This is a genomic window from Pseudomonas sp. Irchel s3b5, assembly GCF_900187435.1.
Classification (GTDB): Bacteria; Pseudomonadota; Gammaproteobacteria; order Pseudomonadales; family Pseudomonadaceae; genus Aquipseudomonas.
The window spans coordinates 93376-110009 of the sequence record NZ_FYDY01000019.1; the positions used below are offsets into that span (position 1 = coordinate 93376).

Sequence of the window (16634 nt, forward strand, 5' to 3'; positions counted from 1 at the left end):
CCCTGCCAAAAGCCCGGTTTCGAGGGCAATTCCTACGCGGTACGCAGATTTTTACTCGCCTCAGTCAGACCGTTCTTACGGTCGGCTTACGGTCAATGACATCCAGGGAGCGCCACGCCATGCATGCCATCAGTTTTATCCAGGATCTGGCAGTGATCATGTTGATCGCAGGTGTGGTGACCGTGGTGTTTCATCGCCTCAAGCAACCGGTGGTACTGGGCTACATCGTCGCCGGCTTCATCATCGGTCCGCACACCCCTCCTTTCGGGCTGATCCACGACGAAGAGACCATCAAGACCCTGGCCGAGCTCGGGGTGATTTTCCTGATGTTCTGCCTGGGCCTGGAATTCAGCCTGCGCAAGCTGTTCAAGGTCGGTGCCACGGCCTTCATCGCCGCGTTCCTGGAAATCGTGCTGATGATCTGGATCGGCTACGAGATCGGTCGCTGGTTCGACTGGAACACCATGGATTCGCTGTTCCTGGGCGCGATCCTGGCGATTTCGTCGACCACCATCATCGTCAAGGCGCTCAATGACCTGAAGCTGAAGAACGAGCGTTTTGCGCAGCTGATTTTTGGTGTGCTGATCGTCGAAGACATCCTGGGCATCGGCATTATCGCTTTGCTGTCGAGTATCGCGGTCAGCGGTACGGTCAGCTCCGGCGAGGTGTTTTCCACCGTCGGCAAGCTCTCGCTGTTCATGATCGTTGCGTTGGTCCTCGGCATTTTGATGGTGCCGCGGTTGCTGGCCTACGTGGCCAAATTCGACAGCAACGAAATGCTCCTGATCACGGTGCTGGGTCTGTGTTTCGGCTTCTGCCTGCTGGTGGTCAAGCTCGAATACAGCATGGTGCTGGGGGCATTCCTGATTGGTGCGATCATGGCCGAGTCGCGACAATTACTGAAGATCGAGCGATTGATCGAACCGGTTCGCGACCTGTTCAGTGCCATTTTCTTTGTGGCGATCGGGCTGATGCTCGATCCGAAGATCCTACTGCAATACGCCTGGCCGATTGCGGTGATTACGGTAGCCGTGGTGCTCGGCAAGATGTTGTCCTGCGGCCTCGGTGCCTTTATCGCCGGTAACGACGGACGGACCTCGCTGCGCGTCGGGATGGGGCTTTCACAGATTGGCGAGTTTTCTTTCATCATCGCGGCGTTGGGCATGACCTTGCAGGTCACCAGCAACTTTCTGTATCCCGTGGCGGTGGCGGTCTCGGTAATCACCACCTTGCTGACGCCATATCTGATTCGCGCGGCCGATCCATTGTCGATCAAGCTTGCGCACGTCATGCCCGAACGCCTGGGACGGGTCCTGGGAATGTACGGCGAGTGGCTGCGCAGCATTCAGCCGCAGGGAGAGGGCGCCTTGCTGGTGTCGATGATTCGACGGATTTTGCTGCAGGTGGGGGTCAATCTGGCGTTGGTGATTGCGATCTTCTTCTCAGGTGCATTCTTCGCCGAGCGCATGGCTGCTTACGTGCAAGCCTGGATCAGCGACCCGAGCTGGCAAAAAGCACTGATCTGGGGCGGTGCACTGTTGTTGTCGTTGCCATTCCTGATCGCGGCGTATCGCAAGCTCAAGGCGCTGTCGATGCTGCTGGCGGAAATGGGCGTGAAGCCGGAGATGGCCGGGCGCCACACGCAGCGAGTGCGAAGGGTGATCGCCGAAGTGATCCCGATCCTGTCGCTGCTGGTGATCTTCCTGCTGTTGGCAGCCTTGTCGGCCAGTATTCTGCCGACCAACAAGTTGCTGCTGCTGATCGCCATCGTCGCGGCCGCCGTGGCGGCGCTGCTGTGGCGTTGGTTCATTCGCGTGCACACGCGGATGCAGGTGGCGTTGCTGGAAACACTCGACAACCACAAGGAGTCGTCCGGGCATTGACCACCGGCATCGGCTGAATCAGCTTTCCAGCCAGACGTCCCGCGCCCAGTGCCACACCGACTCCCAGGTTTCTTCGGCAATCAGCTCTTCTTCGGCCTGCCAAAGCACAACAGTGCCGTCTTCTTCGACGCAGTAGAAGTCGTCACCGTCCTGGCAGATCGGAATCAGGCTGCGATCAACGCCGGCGTCCCAGGCATTGGCGGCAACATCCGGCAGATAGGTGTGAGATTGCGGGTCGGTGACGGTCACCGGCTCCAGGCTGCCGTAGACCACGTCGCTGACGGTCAGCAGAAACTCTCTGAAGACGAACGGAATGTCGATGAACAGTTGTTCCTCGATTTCCACCAGCATGTCTTCGTCAGGCAGCTCCAAGGGGACCGGTACCGGTTCGTTGGCTTCACGCAGTTGTTCGATGATTTCTTCCACGTCCGGGATCCTCTTGCTTGAATGGCGCGGTTTATATGGGGCGGTTTATACAGTAGCTTGCTATAGATGCAACCGCGAAATAGAAAACCCCAGCCGAGGCTGGGGTTTTTATTGCAGCAAGTGAAGCGCGGAGGGGGATCAGCCGTTCTGGCGGATACCGGCCACCAGCCAAGGCTGGTTCTCGCCCTGTGCACGTTCCATGTTCCAGCTTTCGCTGAAGGCTTCACCCTGGTCGAAACGTGAAGTTTTCGATACACCGTTGAAGGTCAGGGTAGCGATGGTCTTGTCGGCGCGATCATCCACACCGTCCAGTTGCACATTGAGGTTATCAATGTAGGTGGACTGGAAACCGTCACCCAGGTCGGCACGCTCACGCTTGAGGAACTCGAGCATTTGCGGGGTCACGAACTCGGCAATCTTGTCCATTTCGTTCGCGTCCCAGTGCTGTTGCAGGGACTGGAAGTGATTGCGCGCGGCTTCGATGAAGTTGTGTTCGTTGAACCAGGCCGGAGCGTTGATTACCGGACGAGCGGCGACCGGTGCTGCCGCGCCGCCAAAGATCGAACCGCCAGCCGGCTTCTGTTCGAAAGCTTCACGCTGCATCGGCGGCGCGTAGCCTGCCGGAGCCATTTGTGGCTGCTGCTTGCGGCGACGAGCGGCGATGAAACGGAAGACCAGGAAAGCGATGACCGCCATGATCAGGATGTCGAAGATCTGCATGCCCTGGAAGCCGTCGCCCATGAACATGGACGCCAGCAGGCCACCGGCGGCGATACCGGCCAGAGGGCCGAGCCAGCGCGAAGCGCCACTGGCCTTGGCAGCGGCGCCAGCGGCACCGGCAGCACCAGCGGTCGCCGCAGCGCCGCCCATGCCTGGAGAAGAAGGAGCCATCTGGCTGGTTTGGTGAGTCGGCGCAGCGCCTGCGCTTTTGCCACCACCGAAGCGCTTGGCGGCATTGACGTCGAGACTCATCGTCAGGCCGATGCACAACGCCATGGCGATGCTAAGAAAACGTTTCATAAAGGGAATTCCCATTTGTGGAAGGCACGCGCGCCATGTTGCACAGGTGAAGTGTTACTGGCTAGCGGCAGAGTGTTTCCGGCTTTTGCCTGACAGGTTGAGTTCAGCTCTGTCGGCGCAAGTGGGCCCGTGTACTTTGGGCTGTAGGACTTGTGATTTAGTTCGGAAGGAAATGATCCCTGTAGGAGCGATCTTGCTCGCGAAAAAACCAAGGGCAGCGCGTTCATTTAGAAAAACGCGCCATCGTTGACGACCTTCGCGAGCAAGCTCGCTTCTACAGAAAGTCTTGTTATATGGCTTCCAGCTTGGCGTAACCCAGCATCAACCACTTGCTTCCTTCGCTGAAGTTCACCTGTACCCGCGCCTGAGCGCCGGCACCTTCGAAGTTCAGGATCACGCCATCGCCAAACACCGAATGCCGTACAGTCTGGCCCAGGCTGAAACCTGTATCCGGAATGGCGCTGCCGCCGAACAGGTTGCCGCCACTCATCGACTGGTTGCCACTGAACGGACGACTGACGCTATTGGAAAGCCGAACTTCCTGAATCAGACCTTTCGGCACTTCGCGTACGAAGCGTGAGACCTTGTTGTAGGTTTCACTGCCGTACAGGCGTCTGGTTTCAGCATAAGTCATCACCAGGTTCTGCATGGCCCGGGTAATGCCGACGTAGGCCAAGCGACGTTCCTCTTCAAGACGGCCGGGTTCTTCCAGGCTCATCTTGTGCGGGAACAGGCCTTCTTCCATGCCGACGAGGAACACGTAGGGGAATTCCAGGCCTTTGGCGCTGTGCAGGGTCATCAACTGAATGCTGTCTTCATGCTCGTCGGCCTGGGTATCACCGGCCTCCAGCGACGCATGACCGAGGAACGCCGCCAGTGGCGTCAGGTCTTCGTCCTCTTCGCTGTTCTCAAAGTTGCGCGCGGCGCTGACCAGTTCCTCAAGGTTTTCTACCCGGGCCTGGCCTTTCTCGCCTTTTTCCGCTTCGTGGTAGGCAATCAGGCCCGACTGCTCGATGACCGTCTGGGTCATCAGGTGCAGCGGCATGTCCATGCACTTGGCGGCGAGGTTTTCGATCAGCTCGATAAAGGCGCCCAGGGCACCCGCTGCACGACCGGTCAGGCCCTTATTGGCCACCAGCAAGCGCATCGCTTCCCACATCGACACATCGCTATGACGGGCATGATCGCGAATAGCCTCGACGGTTTTTTCGCCAATGCCACGGGCTGGCACGTTGATCACTCGCTCAAGCGCGGCATCGTTGCCGCGGCCTTCGAGCAGGCGCATATAGGCCATGGCGTTTTTGATTTCCGCCCGTTCGAAGAAGCGCTGACCGCCATAAATGCGGTACGGAATGCGCTCGCGCAGCAAGGCTTCTTCCAAAACGCGCGATTGGGCGTTGGAGCGGTACAAAATCGCGATATCGCTACGGGAAAGTCCGGTTTTCAGCGCACTTTCGATGGTTTCGACAACGTAACGAGCTTCGTCGTGTTCATTGAACGCGGCGTACAGGTTGATCGCTTCGCCGTCGCCGCCATCGGTCCACAGTTCTTTGCCCATGCGGCCAGTGTTGTTGGCGATCAGGGCGTTGGCGGCTTTGAGAATGCCGGCCGTAGAGCGGTAGTTCTGCTCCAGACGAATGGTCTCGGCATCCGGGAAGTCGTCGGAATACTGGTAGATGTTCTCGATTTTCGCGCCACGCCAGCCGTAGATCGACTGATCGTCGTCGCCGACCACCATGAGGCTGTCGCCACCTTTGGCCAGCAGGCGCAACCAGGCGTACTGCACGGCGTTGGTGTCCTGGAACTCGTCGACCAGAATGTGCCGGAAGCGTTTCTGATAGTGCGCCAGCAGGCCTGGGTGATCGCGCCACAGGTCGAGGGCGCGCAACAGCAATTCGGAGAAATCGATGACGCCCGCACGCAGGCACGCAGCCTCGTAGGCTTCATAGATGCTGCGCATGGTGGCCAGGAACAGATCGCCGCTGGCTTGAATGTGTTGCGGGCGCAGACCTTCGTCTTTCTGCCCGTTGATGAACCATTGGGCCTGTCGGGTCGGCCAGCGTTGCTCGTCCAGACCCAGTTCGCGGATCACCCGCTTGACCAGGCGTTGCTGGTCGTCGCTGTCAAGAATCTGGAAGGTCTGGCTCAGGCCGGCTTCCTGCCAGTGCGCCCGCAGCAAGCGGTGCGCCAGGCCGTGGAAGGTGCCGACCCACATGCCGGCCGGGTTGATACCCATCAACTGCTCGATGCGATGACGCATCTCGGCAGCGGCCTTGTTGGTGAAGGTCACCGACAGGATGGAGTGGGGCGAGGCGTTTTCGACCTGGATCAACCAGGCGATACGGTGCACCAGCACTCGGGTTTTACCGGAACCAGCACCGGCCAGGACCAACTGACGACCCACGGAGGCAGCTACGGCCTGGCGTTGGGCATCGTTGAGGGAGTTCAGCAGAAGGGAGAGATCATCGCGCATCGGGGCATTCTAGGGGGCGGCGACACACCGGGCAAACTTCGCTTCGCTTTTGCCGATGAAAGATCGTTCGGGACGACCGGTCAGTCATTGGCCGCAAGCGTTGACGGGACACGCTCATGGTCTTTTCAGGGGGATCGGGGGGCGAGAATTTTGGCGAATTATTGATCAGCTGCAGTTTGGTCCAGGCCCCTGCTTGTGTATGCTCCGTCGACGTTTCGGGCCCATGCTCATCATTATAAGAACAAGAACATTGCCTATGACCCTCAGCTCCGACCTGTCGGGCCCCACTGTGGAGCCCCGGGTTATCCGCAAACAGTACACCCTGGAAATGGCGGTCGAACGCACGCGCCTGCTGTATCAGGGTTCCTTGTTGCCCACTTTGTTCATGCTGATCAATGGCCTGGTCTGTGCCGGATTGCTCTGGAGCCCGCAGCGCTATTTTCTGGTCAGTGTGTGGTTGATCTGGTTGTTGTCGCTGGTGGCCCTGCGGGTCATTCAGGTCGCCGCTTTTGACTCGGCCATTCCTCACCGTCAGGCCAATCCAATCTGGCGTCGCATGTTCTTGCTCGGTTCGGGCCTGACCGGGCTGACCCTGGCCGGCGCCGGTATCGCCCTGGTACCGGCCGATAACTTCATCCAGCAAGCCTGGGTGTTCGGCCTGATCGGTGCCGCAGCGCTCTCGGCCAGCGTGGCCTACGCGGTCAGCTTGCCGGCCTTCCTGTCCTTTGTCTTGCCCTGCCTGTTGCCGGCCATTGCCTATATGTTTTGGGGCGGTGACGAACAACAGCACGGCTGGGGATGGTTTGGCCTGATCCTGCTCGGCGCCTTGAGCGTCGTGGCCTGGCAAGTCAATCGGGTGATTGATCGTGGACTGTTACGGCGTTTTCAGAACCAGGCGCTGATCGAGCATTTGCAGCAGGCTCAAAACGACAGCGACCAGCTCAATCAGAAGCTGGCCCAGGAAATCGACCAGCGCCGACGGGCCGAGGATGAACTGCGGCAGATTCAGATCGAACTGGAAAGCCGTGTCGCCCAGCGCAGCCTGGAGCTGGACGCGGCCAATCAGGCCTTGAGCAAAAGTGAGGCGCGTCTGGCGCTGGCCTTGAAAGCCAGCGAACTCGGGTTGTGGGACTGGAACCTGCAAACCGATGAAGTGCATCACACGCAGATTCAAGAGTTGTTCGGGCTCGAGCCCGATCACGTGACCGCGATGCTACGCCACCTCAAGCCGCGCTTGCACCCCGACGACCTTCCGGCCCTGCGGCGAGCACTGGTCGAGCATTTGAAGGGGCGCAGCGAGGATTATCAGGTCGAGTACCGTGTGCGCCATGGCGCGGGTCATTGGGTCTGGATCGAGGACCGAGGGCGAGCGGTCGAGCGCAGCGCAAACGGCCGGGTGATCCGCATGGTCGGGACGCGCCGCGACATCAGCGTCAGCAAGGCCATGGAAGAGCAGCAGCAACTGGCAGCGACAGTGTTTGAAGCAGCCAGCGAAGGCATCGTGATTTTCGACCCCCAATACGCGTTGCTCGCGGTCAACCAGGCCTTTAGTCAGGTGACCGGTTACGACATCGAGGAGATTCTTGGGCGCAACGTGGTCGAGTTGCCGTGCAGCCGCGACGCACGCCGTCATTACGCAACCATCCATCAGGCGCTGGAGCAGCATGGCAGTTGGCAGGGAGAGCTCGTAGAGACCCGTAAAAACGGTGAAATGTATCCACAATGGCTGCAGCTGAATATGGTTCGCGATCCTCGGGGAAGGGTCAGTCATATTGTCGGCTTCTTTGCTGATCTCTCCGCAAGGCGCGAATCTGAAGAGCGCATGCGATACCTGACCCATTACGATGAACTCACCGGGCTGGCGAACCGGTCGCTGTTCCGTGAACGGCTCAGCGAGGCGCATCAACGGGTGCGCCAGGGCGGTTATCGCAGTTTGGCGTTGCTACATATCAATCTGGACCGCTTCAAGTTACTCAATGACAGCCTGGGCCATGAAATCGCCGACCAGTTGTTACAGAAGATGGCCCGTCGCCTGGTCAACGCGCTGCCGGAGGCCGACACCATCGCTCGGCTGTCGGGCGATGAGTTCGCCGTGCTGTTCAACTCTTACGGCAACCTCTCGAGCCTGGCGCGGGTGGCGACACGATTGGCAACCAAATTGCGGGTACCGATCGCGGTCAATGGGCATGAGTTGGTGATCAGTGCCTCCATGGGCATCAGTCTACTTCCAGATAACGCCCGAGAAATTTCGGCACTGGTCAATCAATCGAACATGGCCATGCAACATGCCAAACATTTGGGCGGTAACAATTTCCAGTTCTATACCGACAGCTTGCAGGCCAGCACGATGGAGCGTTTGAATCTGGAAAACCAGCTGCGTAAAGCCATCGAGGAGCAGCAGCTCAAGGTGTTTTACCAACCGAAACTGTGCCTGGCCACGGGGCGGCTGAATGCTGCCGAAGCACTGGTGCGCTGGGATCATCCGACCATGGGGCGCGTGCCGCCAGGGGACTTTATCGGGCTGGCCGAAGAAACCGGGTTGATTGGTCCGATCGGCGAATTTGTGTTGCGCCAGGCCTGCTGGCAAGCCTGCGAGTGGCAGCGCCAAGGGCTTGAGCCGATTCGGGTGTCAGTCAATTTGTCGGTGTATCAGTTACGCCAAGGCAAGCTGGTCAGTCTGGTGCGGCAGGTGCTGGAAGAAACCGGGCTGGCGCCGCACTTGTTGGAGCTGGAACTGACCGAAAGCCAGTTGCTGGACAACGTCGAGCACATCATCGCGACGTTCCAGCAGTTACGTGATCTTGGGGTGAAACTGGCGATCGATGATTTTGGCACCGGTTACTCGTCCTTGAGCTACCTCAAGCGCATTCCAGTGGATTACGTGAAGATCGATCAGGCGTTTATCCGCGGACTGGGGGAGGGCACAGCAGATTCGGCGATCACCCGCGCGATCATCGCCATGGCGCATGGCCTGTCATTGAAGGTGGTGGCCGAAGGCGTGGAGCGAGAGGAGCAGCTCGAGTTTCTGAGGAAAGAGCGCTGCGATGAGGTTCAGGGGTATTTGATCAGTCGGCCGGTCGAAGCGAGGGATCTGGCCGTGCTGCTAGATATGAGTGAAAAGGCCCTGTAGGGCTACATGGAGTGTACGACGCGTGAAATGGGGACATCGAGTTACGCATTGAGCAGGCAAAAAGCCGATTCATGTAGTATAACTACAAGCGTGCTACATCCCCGGCGCCTGCCAATAACAAAGAGTCCAGCCCTTTGAATCTGCTGCAACACATCGCCCAGTCTCGCCACCTGTTACGCAAGTCGGAGCTCAAGGTCGCTGACCACGTGCTGCTCGATCCTGCGGCCGTGATGCACAGTTCCATGGCCGACCTGGCCCACAGCGTGGGTATCAGTGAACCGACCATCGTGCGTTTTTGCCGTGCCATCGGTTGTTCCGGGTTTCAGGACCTGAAGCTGAAACTTGCCCAGAGCCTCGCGGCGGGTGCGAGTTTCGGGCAGTTCGCGATCCACGAAGACGATTCGGTCGCCGACTACAGCCTGAAGATCTTCGACACCACCCTGCATACCTTGATGGAGGTTCGCGAGAAGCTCGATCCGCTGGAATTGCAGCGTGCCGTGACGTTGATGTCCCAGGCGCAGCGTGTCGAGTTCTACGGTTTCGGCGCTTCCGGCGCGGTAGCGGCAGACGCCCAGCACAAATTTTTCCGGTTGCTGCTGACGGCGGCGGCGTATTCCGACCCGCACATGCAGGCGATGTCGGCGGTGACGTTGAAGCCGACCGACGTGGCGATCTGCATTTCCCAGTCCGGACGTTCCAAGGATTTGCTGATCACCGCTAACCTGGTGCGCGAAAGCGGCGCTTCGTTGATCACGCTATGCCCGAGCCAGACACCGTTGGCCGAGCTGTCCACCGTCAACCTGGCGATCGACGTGCATGAAGACACCGAAATCTATACGCCGCTGACGTCGCGTATCGCCCACCTTGTGGTGATCGATGTGCTGGCGATGGGCGTCGCCATGGCGCGTGGCCCGAGCCTGGTCAACCACCTCAAGAGCGTGAAGCGCAGTCTGCGCAGCTTGCGGTTGTCGCCCAAGTCGGTGAAAGCGCTGGACGACTGACGTCGTCGTAAGGTCGTTCCGACCTTAATCGCGAGCAGGCTCGCTCCCACCTTTGACCGCGATCTCCTGTGGGAGCGAGCCTGCTCGCGATGGCGTCCTCGAATACGCAGCAATTTTCATCAGTCTGTAACACCCGAGCCGCCAAACCGTCATCCCCCACGCCTATCTTGAAACTCCCGTACTCGCCTTGGGAGACTCGAAATGGCCCCTTACGAAGAACGCAACAGCGCTGTCAAAACCCGTCGTCAGCAAGAAGATCAGCGCCGCATGGAATTTCGCCGCGCCATCGAAGATCGCTGTGAACGCCGCCAGCTGTTGGCCGAAATTGGTGACTTTCCTGAATTGGAACTCAATTTCTGGCAGGCATCGCCCTCGACTTCCCGTCGAAACGCTCAACCAGCGCGCTGATCTGAATTCGTTCGCTACGAATAAACGCAAGGAAGGCGTGAGCCACGGGTGACAGGCGTTTTGCCTTGGCCTGCACCAGACACCAACTGCGCATTAACGGAAGCTCTTCGACCGGTAATTCGATCAGTCCGCCGGTTGCCAACTCAAGGTTCAGGGCGTGGCGCGTCAACAGCGCCACGCCCAGGCCTGCCAACACACACTCGCGCTGGGCTTCGGCCGATGAGACTTCCTGAGTCTGGTTGAAGTGCACACGTTTCTCTTTGAAGTATTCTTCGCAGGCGAGCCGCGTCCCGGAACCGGGTTCGCGCAGCAGCAATGTGTAGGGCTCCAGATCCTGCAAGCGCAACGGTCCCAGATGACATAGCGGATGATTCGGAGGCGCCACGGCGACGATCGGATTATTAAGGAAGGGCAAGAATTCCAGCCCCATGTCCTGCGGCACCATGGACATGATCACCAGGTCGTCGCGATTGTCCGACAGGCGTCGAATGACTTGGCCGCGATTGACTACAGTCAGTTGCAGGTTCACTTCCGGGTGCTGGCGTTTGAATGCGGCAAACAGGTGCGGCACGAAATACTTGGCGCTGGATTCCACCGCCAGTTTCAATTGCCCCTGCAACGAGCCCTGCATGTCCGACAGCTGCATGTCGAGGTTTTCCAGGCGCCCGAAAATGTCCCGACTGGCCCGCTGTAACGCTTCAGCGGCTTCGGTCATGTAAAGCTTTTTGCCGACGTAATCGAACAATGGCTGGCCGACCAGCTCCTCAAGTTGACGAATCTGTAGGCTGACGGCAGGTTGTGTGAGTGACATTTCGTCGGCTGCGCGGCTGTAGGAACGTAAATCGCAGACCTCATTGAAAATCTGCAATTGACGCAATGTCATACGCATCAATGACTTACGCATTATGTGGGCGCTCGTGTCGCTGGGGATGCTTCAACTATAAGTCTTTACTTATGCATGACCCAATTATTATTCATTTTTGTTAATCCCTTGTGCGCGCTAGTGTGGACCTGCGACTAAATTGAAACATTTGGTCACGCGTCGACCTGGGTCTAGCAGGTCGTGGGTACCACCGGCTCAAGGGAAACTCCAAGTGATAACAAAGATCCTGATCGCCAACCGTGGTGAGATTGCCGTACGAATCGTACGTGCCTGTGCCGAAATGGGCATTCGCTCGGTCGCGATCTACTCCGACGCCGACCGTCATGCTTTGCACGTCAAGCGTGCCGACGAAGCCCACAGCATTGGTGCCGAGCCACTGGCTGGCTACCTGAACCCGCGCAAGCTGGTGAACCTGGCGGTGGAAACCGGTTGCGACGCACTGCACCCAGGCTATGGCTTCCTTTCGGAAAACGCCGAACTGGCGGAAATCTGCGCCGAACGCGGGATCAAATTCATCGGTCCATCGGCTGAAGTGATTCGCCGCATGGGCGACAAGACTGAAGCTCGCCGCAGCATGATCAAGGCCGGCGTGCCGGTCACTCCAGGCACCGAAGGCAACGTGTCGGGCATTGAAGAAGCCCTGACCGAAGGCGATCGCATCGGTTACCCGGTGATGCTCAAGGCCACCTCCGGTGGTGGCGGTCGCGGCATTCGTCGCTGCAACAGCCGTGAAGAACTCGAACAAGCATTCCCGCGCGTCATTTCCGAAGCCACCAAGGCCTTCGGTTCGGCGGAAGTGTTCCTGGAAAAGTGCATCGTCAATCCGAAGCACATCGAAGCGCAGATCCTCGGCGACAGCTTTGGCAACGTGGTTCACCTGTTCGAGCGTGACTGCTCGATCCAGCGCCGCAACCAGAAGCTGATCGAAATCGCCCCGAGCCCGCAACTGACCCCGGAACAGCGCGCCTACATTGGTGACCTGTCGGTGCGTGCAGCCAAGGCCGTGGGTTACGAGAACGCCGGCACCGTGGAGTTCCTGCTCGCCGAGGGCGAGGTGTACTTCATGGAAATGAACACCCGGGTGCAGGTGGAACACACCATCACCGAAGAAATCACTGGCATCGACATTGTCCGCGAGCAGATTCGCATTGCCTCCGGCCTGCCGCTTTCGGTGAAACAGGAAGACATCCACCACCGTGGTTTCGCCCTGCAATTCCGGATCAACGCCGAAGACCCGAAGAACAACTTCCTGCCGAGCTTCGGCAAGATCACCCGTTATTACGCACCCGGCGGCCCCGGCGTGCGCACCGACACAGCGATCTATACCGGCTACACCATTCCGCCGTACTACGACTCGATGTGCCTGAAACTGGTGGTGTGGGCGCTGACCTGGGAAGAGGCGATGGACCGTGGCTTGCGCGCCCTCGACGACATGCGTCTGCAAGGGGTCAAGACCACCGCCGCGTACTACCAGGAAATCCTGCGCAACCCGGAATTCCGTAGCGGCCAGTTCAACACCAGCTTCGTTGAAAGCCACCCTGAACTGACCAACTACTCGATCAAGCGCAAACCCGAAGAGCTGGCCCTGGCCATCGCCGCCGCCATCGCCGCCCACGCAGGCCTGTGAGGAATAGAATAATGAGCAAGCAAATCCACGTTACCGACACAATCCTGCGCGACGCCCACCAATCGCTGCTCGCGACCCGCATGCGCACCGAAGACATGCTGCCGATCTGCGACAAGCTCGACAAAGTCGGCTACTGGTCGCTGGAATGCTGGGGCGGCGCAACGTTCGACGCCTGTGTACGTTTCCTCAAAGAAGATCCGTGGGAGCGTCTGCGCCAGCTGCGCGCCGCGCTGCCTAACACTCGCCTGCAAATGCTGTTGCGCGGTCAGAACCTGTTGGGCTACCGCCACTACAGCGACGACGTGGTCAAGGCCTTCGTCGCCAAGGCAGCTGTCAACGGCATCGACGTGTTCCGCATCTTCGACGCCATGAACGACGTGCGTAACCTGCGCGTGGCCATCGAAGCCGTGAAAGCCGCCGGCAAACACGCCCAAGGCACCATCGCCTACACCACCAGCCCGGTGCACACCATCGAGGCCTTCGTAAACCAGGCCAAGCAAATGGAAGCCATGGGTTGCGACTCGGTGGCGATCAAGGACATGGCTGGCCTGCTGACCCCGTACGCCACCGGCGAGTTGGTCAAGGCTCTAAAAAGCGAGCAATCGCTGCCCGTGTTTATCCACTCGCACGACACCGCTGGCCTGGCCGCGATGTGCCAGATGAAGGCCATCGAAAACGGTGCCGATCACATCGATACCGCGATCTCCAGCTTCGCTTGGGGCACCAGCCACCCGGGCACCGAATCGATGGTCGCCGCCCTTAAAGGCAGCGAGTTCGACACCGGCCTGAACCTGGAGCTGTTGCAAGAGATCGGCCTGTACTTCTACGCCGTGCGCAAGAAGTACCACCAGTTCGAAAGCGAATTCACTGCCGTCGACACCCGTGTTCAAGTCAACCAGGTTCCGGGCGGGATGATTTCCAACCTGGCCAACCAGTTGAAAGAGCAGGGCGCACTGAACCGCATGAGCGAAGTGCTTGCCGAAATTCCGCGTGTTCGTGAAGACCTCGGTTTCCCTCCTTTGGTGACCCCGACTTCGCAAATCGTTGGTACCCAGGCGTTCTTCAACGTTCTGGCCGGCGAGCGCTACAAGACCATCACCAACGAAGTGAAGCTGTACCTGCAAGGCGGCTACGGCAAAGCGCCGGGCATCGTGAACGAACAACTGCGTCGCCAGGCCATCGGCAGCGAAGAAGTGATCGACGTTCGCCCAGCCGATCTGCTCAAGCCGGAAATGGCCAAACTGCGTGCCGACATCGGCGCTCTGGCCAAGTCTGAAGAAGACGTGCTGACCTTCGCCATGTTCCCGGATATCGGTCGCAAGTTCCTCGAAGAACGCGCGGCTGGAACCCTGACACCTGAAGTGCTGCTGCCGATTCCGGAAGCCGGCAAGGTGGCTTCGGCGGGCGGCGAAGGCGTGCCGACCGAGTTCGTCATCGACGTTCACGGCGAAACCTACCGCGTCGACATCACCGGTGTGGGCGTCAAGGCCGAAGGCAAGCGTCACTTCTATCTGTCCATCGACGGCATGCCGGAAGAAGTGGTGTTCGAACCGCTCAACGAATTCGTCGGTGGTGGTGGCAGCAAGCGCAAGCAAGCCTCTGCTCCGGGCCACGTCAGCACCACCATGCCGGGCAACATCGTTGATGTGCTGGTCAAGGAAGGCGACACCGTCAAGGCTGGCCAGGCTGTGCTGATCACCGAAGCGATGAAGATGGAAACCGAAGTCCAGGCTGCCATCGCCGGTAAAGTCACCGCCATTCACGTGGCCAAGGGCGACCGGGTCAACCCGGGCGAAATCCTGATCGAGATCGAAGGCTGATTTAACAGCCTCGATACAACGCTTTAAACCTCGGGGGGGCATGTGCTCCCCTTTTTTTCGTCCGGGATTTGTGGAGACGGTTTTTAGAAGGTCATCCGCCACTGAGCCGTTGCGCCATGGTTTCGGCTGTCGGTTGCCATCTCACCATTTACGCCGACGCCCAGCGTCTGTCGCGCCGAAAGCCCCAACTCCAGCCCCGCGTCCACCATCAGGCTGTCCCGATCCAGCGGCGCACCGGAAACGGTGTACTTGCGACCACCCGTGATCAACCGTTGGCGGGTTTCTGTGGCGATCTCTCCGTAGGTATGTTTCCAGCTGGCACTGAACCGTGGCGTCAGTTGCATGCCGTTATCCAGGGTATTGATCTTCGCCAGTCTCAGACCAAAGGTGCTGTTGAGGTTGTTCTGTTCCTGACCATCGACCTTCAACGCCGCAGCGCCGCCTTTTTCCGTGTAGCCATTGCGCTGATAGCGTTGGTAGCCAAGACCTGCGAAGGGCTCAATGCTGGTGTTAGCCCGGCCGAGGTTATAGCCCACTTCTGCAAACGCCTGCTGGGTGCTGGAATCGTACTGACCTTCCAGGCGATCACTGAAACCCTTGAAGGCTACGCGGCGTTTTGTGCTGCCGTCGTGGTTGCTGTAGGTCGCGCCGAGACGCAGAGACATCGGACCGTTCTGACGCAATGCATACGCCCCCAGATGCCAGCTATCGAGATCACCGTCGAGTTCTCGGCTGTCCATGCGCGTTTGGGATTTGCCGCCGATCAGGCCGATGCGCCACTCGTGGTCGACGGCCCAATCCGTCCCCATGACCAGACCTTGGGTGGAGTGTTTCAAGGTATCGAAGTCACGATCCAGTTTTCCGCCATGTCCCAATGCCTGGAGCCAGACGCGGCCATTGGCTTCGTTACCGGCCGCCAGTTGAGGTGCTCTTTTCCGGCCACCAGAAGCGGCGGCACTGTTCAGTTGGCGCATGGCCGCGAGCATCGAGGCGCTCACGGGAGCGTCGCTGTTCAACGTCACTTTCGCGAGGTTGGGGATGCTGCCGCCGGCCAGTTGTTCGATGGCGTAGGGCGCAGTTTTTTTGTCGGTGGCGAGTAGGGCTGCGACAGCTGCGTTCGTTGGAGTAGCCGTTTTGGGCGCAGGGCTCGTGGGATTTGTCGCAGGCGTTGGTGCCGGGGTTGTCGGAGCTGGATTGGCGGCAATGGTTGGCATTGAAGGGGTGGTCGGCGTCTGCGCTGCGATGGATGCAGCGTCGATTTCGGACGTACCGGCAGTTACCTCTGAAGTGATGGCGACATTATCGGGTGGCAAATGCGCTAAAGGCTCTGATGGAGGCAAAGTGGCTGGCGTTGAATTGGCCAATGCTGGTTCGTTGTCGGTCGGCGCGGCAGAGGGGGTGGAAGTTTGCGCTGTAGTCGGTGATACGGCGGGAGTCTCGACAGTGTCTGCCTCTTGATTGTGAACTACGAAATCCGGGGGCACATCGTCATCAGAGAGGGGGCTGGGTATGTCTTGGCTTTCTTCAATGCTTTCAGCGAGGTTTCGGCCATTATCGTTGGTTGCGAAGATCGCGATTGGTTCGCCATTACGTTCGAAGGTCAGCCCGACCGATTTTGCGAAGCGACGGGGGGTTGCTTTCATGTACGCCAAATCGTTTTTAATGACGCCGAATTCACCTGTGATGCTACCGGCCTTGATGATTGTGTACTGTCGGTTTTCCAGATAATTACCCGGTAGCGCGACGACTTGGGGGTGTCAGAAATTTTGTGTTCGGGCATAACATGAGTAAGAGGTGCATGTATGCCAACCAAAAAGAAACCCGCGTTGCGAGAACTACCGAAAATCCCGAAAGAGCTGCTCGAGCAATTCACCGATGGACCGATGACCGCTGAAGCCATTGAGGACGCCTCTGCGGCGTTCAAGAAGGCTTTGATCGAGCGAGCCCTCAGTGCTGAGCTTGG

The 16634-nt window shown here is 58.9% G+C and carries 11 protein-coding genes and 1 pseudogene; 7 read left to right on the forward strand and 5 right to left on the reverse strand.

Annotation, left to right across the window (positions count from 1 at the left end; all coding sequences use genetic code 11):
- The first annotated feature begins 119 nt into the window (after nucleotides 1-119).
- A complete protein-coding gene (locus tag CKW15_RS19175) occupies nucleotides 120-1883 on the forward strand; it encodes a cation:proton antiporter (RefSeq protein ID WP_095152596.1) in 1764 nt (587 codons plus the stop codon).
- An 18-nt stretch (nucleotides 1884-1901) separates the two neighbouring features.
- On the opposite strand, the gene CKW15_RS19180 is transcribed toward CKW15_RS19175, so the two are convergent.
- The 3 genes from CKW15_RS19180 to uvrD form a co-directional block, all read right to left on the reverse strand.
- Nucleotides 1902-2309, reverse strand: coding sequence for an SMI1/KNR4 family protein (locus CKW15_RS19180; protein ID WP_095152597.1), 408 nt, complete (start codon nucleotides 2307-2309; stop codon nucleotides 1902-1904).
- A gap of 138 nt (nucleotides 2310-2447) precedes the next feature.
- Entirely contained in the window at nucleotides 2448-3329 is an 882-nt protein-coding gene (locus CKW15_RS19185) for a Tim44 domain-containing protein (protein WP_095152598.1), read from the reverse strand.
- A 289-nt stretch (nucleotides 3330-3618) separates the two neighbouring features.
- Entirely contained in the window at nucleotides 3619-5802 is a 2184-nt protein-coding gene (uvrD, locus tag CKW15_RS19190) for a DNA helicase II (protein WP_095152599.1), read from the reverse strand.
- A 256-nt stretch (nucleotides 5803-6058) separates the two neighbouring features.
- Between uvrD and CKW15_RS19195 the strand changes: the two genes are divergently transcribed.
- The 3 genes from CKW15_RS19195 (at nucleotide 6059) to CKW15_RS19205 (ending at nucleotide 10341) form a co-directional block, all read left to right on the forward strand.
- On the forward strand, nucleotides 6059-8932 hold the full coding sequence (locus CKW15_RS19195) for an EAL domain-containing protein (protein WP_095152600.1): 2874 nt from the start codon (nucleotides 6059-6061) through the stop codon (nucleotides 8930-8932).
- Between the two features lie 134 nt (nucleotides 8933-9066).
- On the forward strand, nucleotides 9067-9933 hold the full coding sequence (gene hexR / locus CKW15_RS19200) for a transcriptional regulator HexR (RefSeq protein ID WP_007954250.1): 867 nt from the start codon (nucleotides 9067-9069) through the stop codon (nucleotides 9931-9933).
- A 201-nt stretch (nucleotides 9934-10134) separates the two neighbouring features.
- A complete protein-coding gene (locus CKW15_RS19205) occupies nucleotides 10135-10341 on the forward strand; it encodes a PA3496 family putative envelope integrity protein (protein ID WP_095057893.1) in 207 nt (68 codons plus the stop codon).
- Here CKW15_RS19205 and CKW15_RS19210 read toward each other — a convergent pair.
- On the reverse strand, nucleotides 10283-11245 hold the full coding sequence (locus tag CKW15_RS19210) for a LysR family transcriptional regulator (protein ID WP_095152601.1): 963 nt from the start codon (nucleotides 11243-11245) through the stop codon (nucleotides 10283-10285). The two genes, CKW15_RS19205 and CKW15_RS19210, sit on opposite strands and share 59 nt — an antisense overlap.
- A gap of 190 nt (nucleotides 11246-11435) precedes the next feature.
- Here CKW15_RS19210 and CKW15_RS19215 point away from each other — a divergent pair, with 190 nt between their 5' ends.
- Nucleotides 11436-12851: an acetyl-CoA carboxylase biotin carboxylase subunit gene (locus CKW15_RS19215; protein WP_008045577.1), complete on the forward strand. Its 1416-nt coding sequence runs from the start codon at nucleotides 11436-11438 to the stop codon at nucleotides 12849-12851.
- Nucleotides 12852-12862: 11 nt separating this feature from the next.
- Nucleotides 12863-14671 (forward strand): sodium-extruding oxaloacetate decarboxylase subunit alpha, encoded by a 1809-nt coding sequence (gene oadA / locus CKW15_RS19220; protein WP_095152602.1) that lies wholly within the window; start codon nucleotides 12863-12865, stop codon nucleotides 14669-14671.
- An 83-nt stretch (nucleotides 14672-14754) separates the two neighbouring features.
- Here the strand turns inward: oadA and CKW15_RS19225 are convergent, their stop codons facing one another.
- Nucleotides 14755-16314 (reverse strand): autotransporter outer membrane beta-barrel domain-containing protein, encoded by a 1560-nt coding sequence (locus CKW15_RS19225; protein ID WP_095152603.1) that lies wholly within the window; start codon nucleotides 16312-16314, stop codon nucleotides 14755-14757.
- Nucleotides 16315-16473: 159 nt separating this feature from the next.
- On the opposite strand from CKW15_RS19225, the pseudogene CKW15_RS19230 reads away from it, so the two are divergent.
- Nucleotides 16474-16634, forward strand: a pseudogene (locus CKW15_RS19230) (IS256 family transposase); the annotation flags it as partial.

Coding starts and splice junctions, on each gene's coding strand:
- CKW15_RS19175 (WP_095152596.1), top strand. CDS start 120: ATGCATGCCATCAGTTTTATCCAGGATCTGGCAGTGATCATGTTGATC.
- CKW15_RS19185 (WP_095152598.1), bottom strand. CDS start 3,329: ATGAAACGTTTTCTTAGCATCGCCATGGCGTTGTGCATCGGCCTGACG.
- uvrD (WP_095152599.1), bottom strand. CDS start 5,802: ATGCGCGATGATCTCTCCCTTCTGCTGAACTCCCTCAACGATGCCCAA.
- CKW15_RS19195 (WP_095152600.1), top strand. CDS start 6,059: ATGACCCTCAGCTCCGACCTGTCGGGCCCCACTGTGGAGCCCCGGGTT.
- CKW15_RS19205 (WP_095057893.1), top strand. CDS start 10,135: ATGGCCCCTTACGAAGAACGCAACAGCGCTGTCAAAACCCGTCGTCAG.
- CKW15_RS19210 (WP_095152601.1), bottom strand. CDS start 11,245: ATGCGTAAGTCATTGATGCGTATGACATTGCGTCAATTGCAGATTTTC.
- oadA (WP_095152602.1), top strand. CDS start 12,863: ATGAGCAAGCAAATCCACGTTACCGACACAATCCTGCGCGACGCCCAC.
- CKW15_RS19225 (WP_095152603.1), bottom strand. CDS start 16,314: ATGAAAGCAACCCCCCGTCGCTTCGCAAAATCGGTCGGGCTGACCTTC.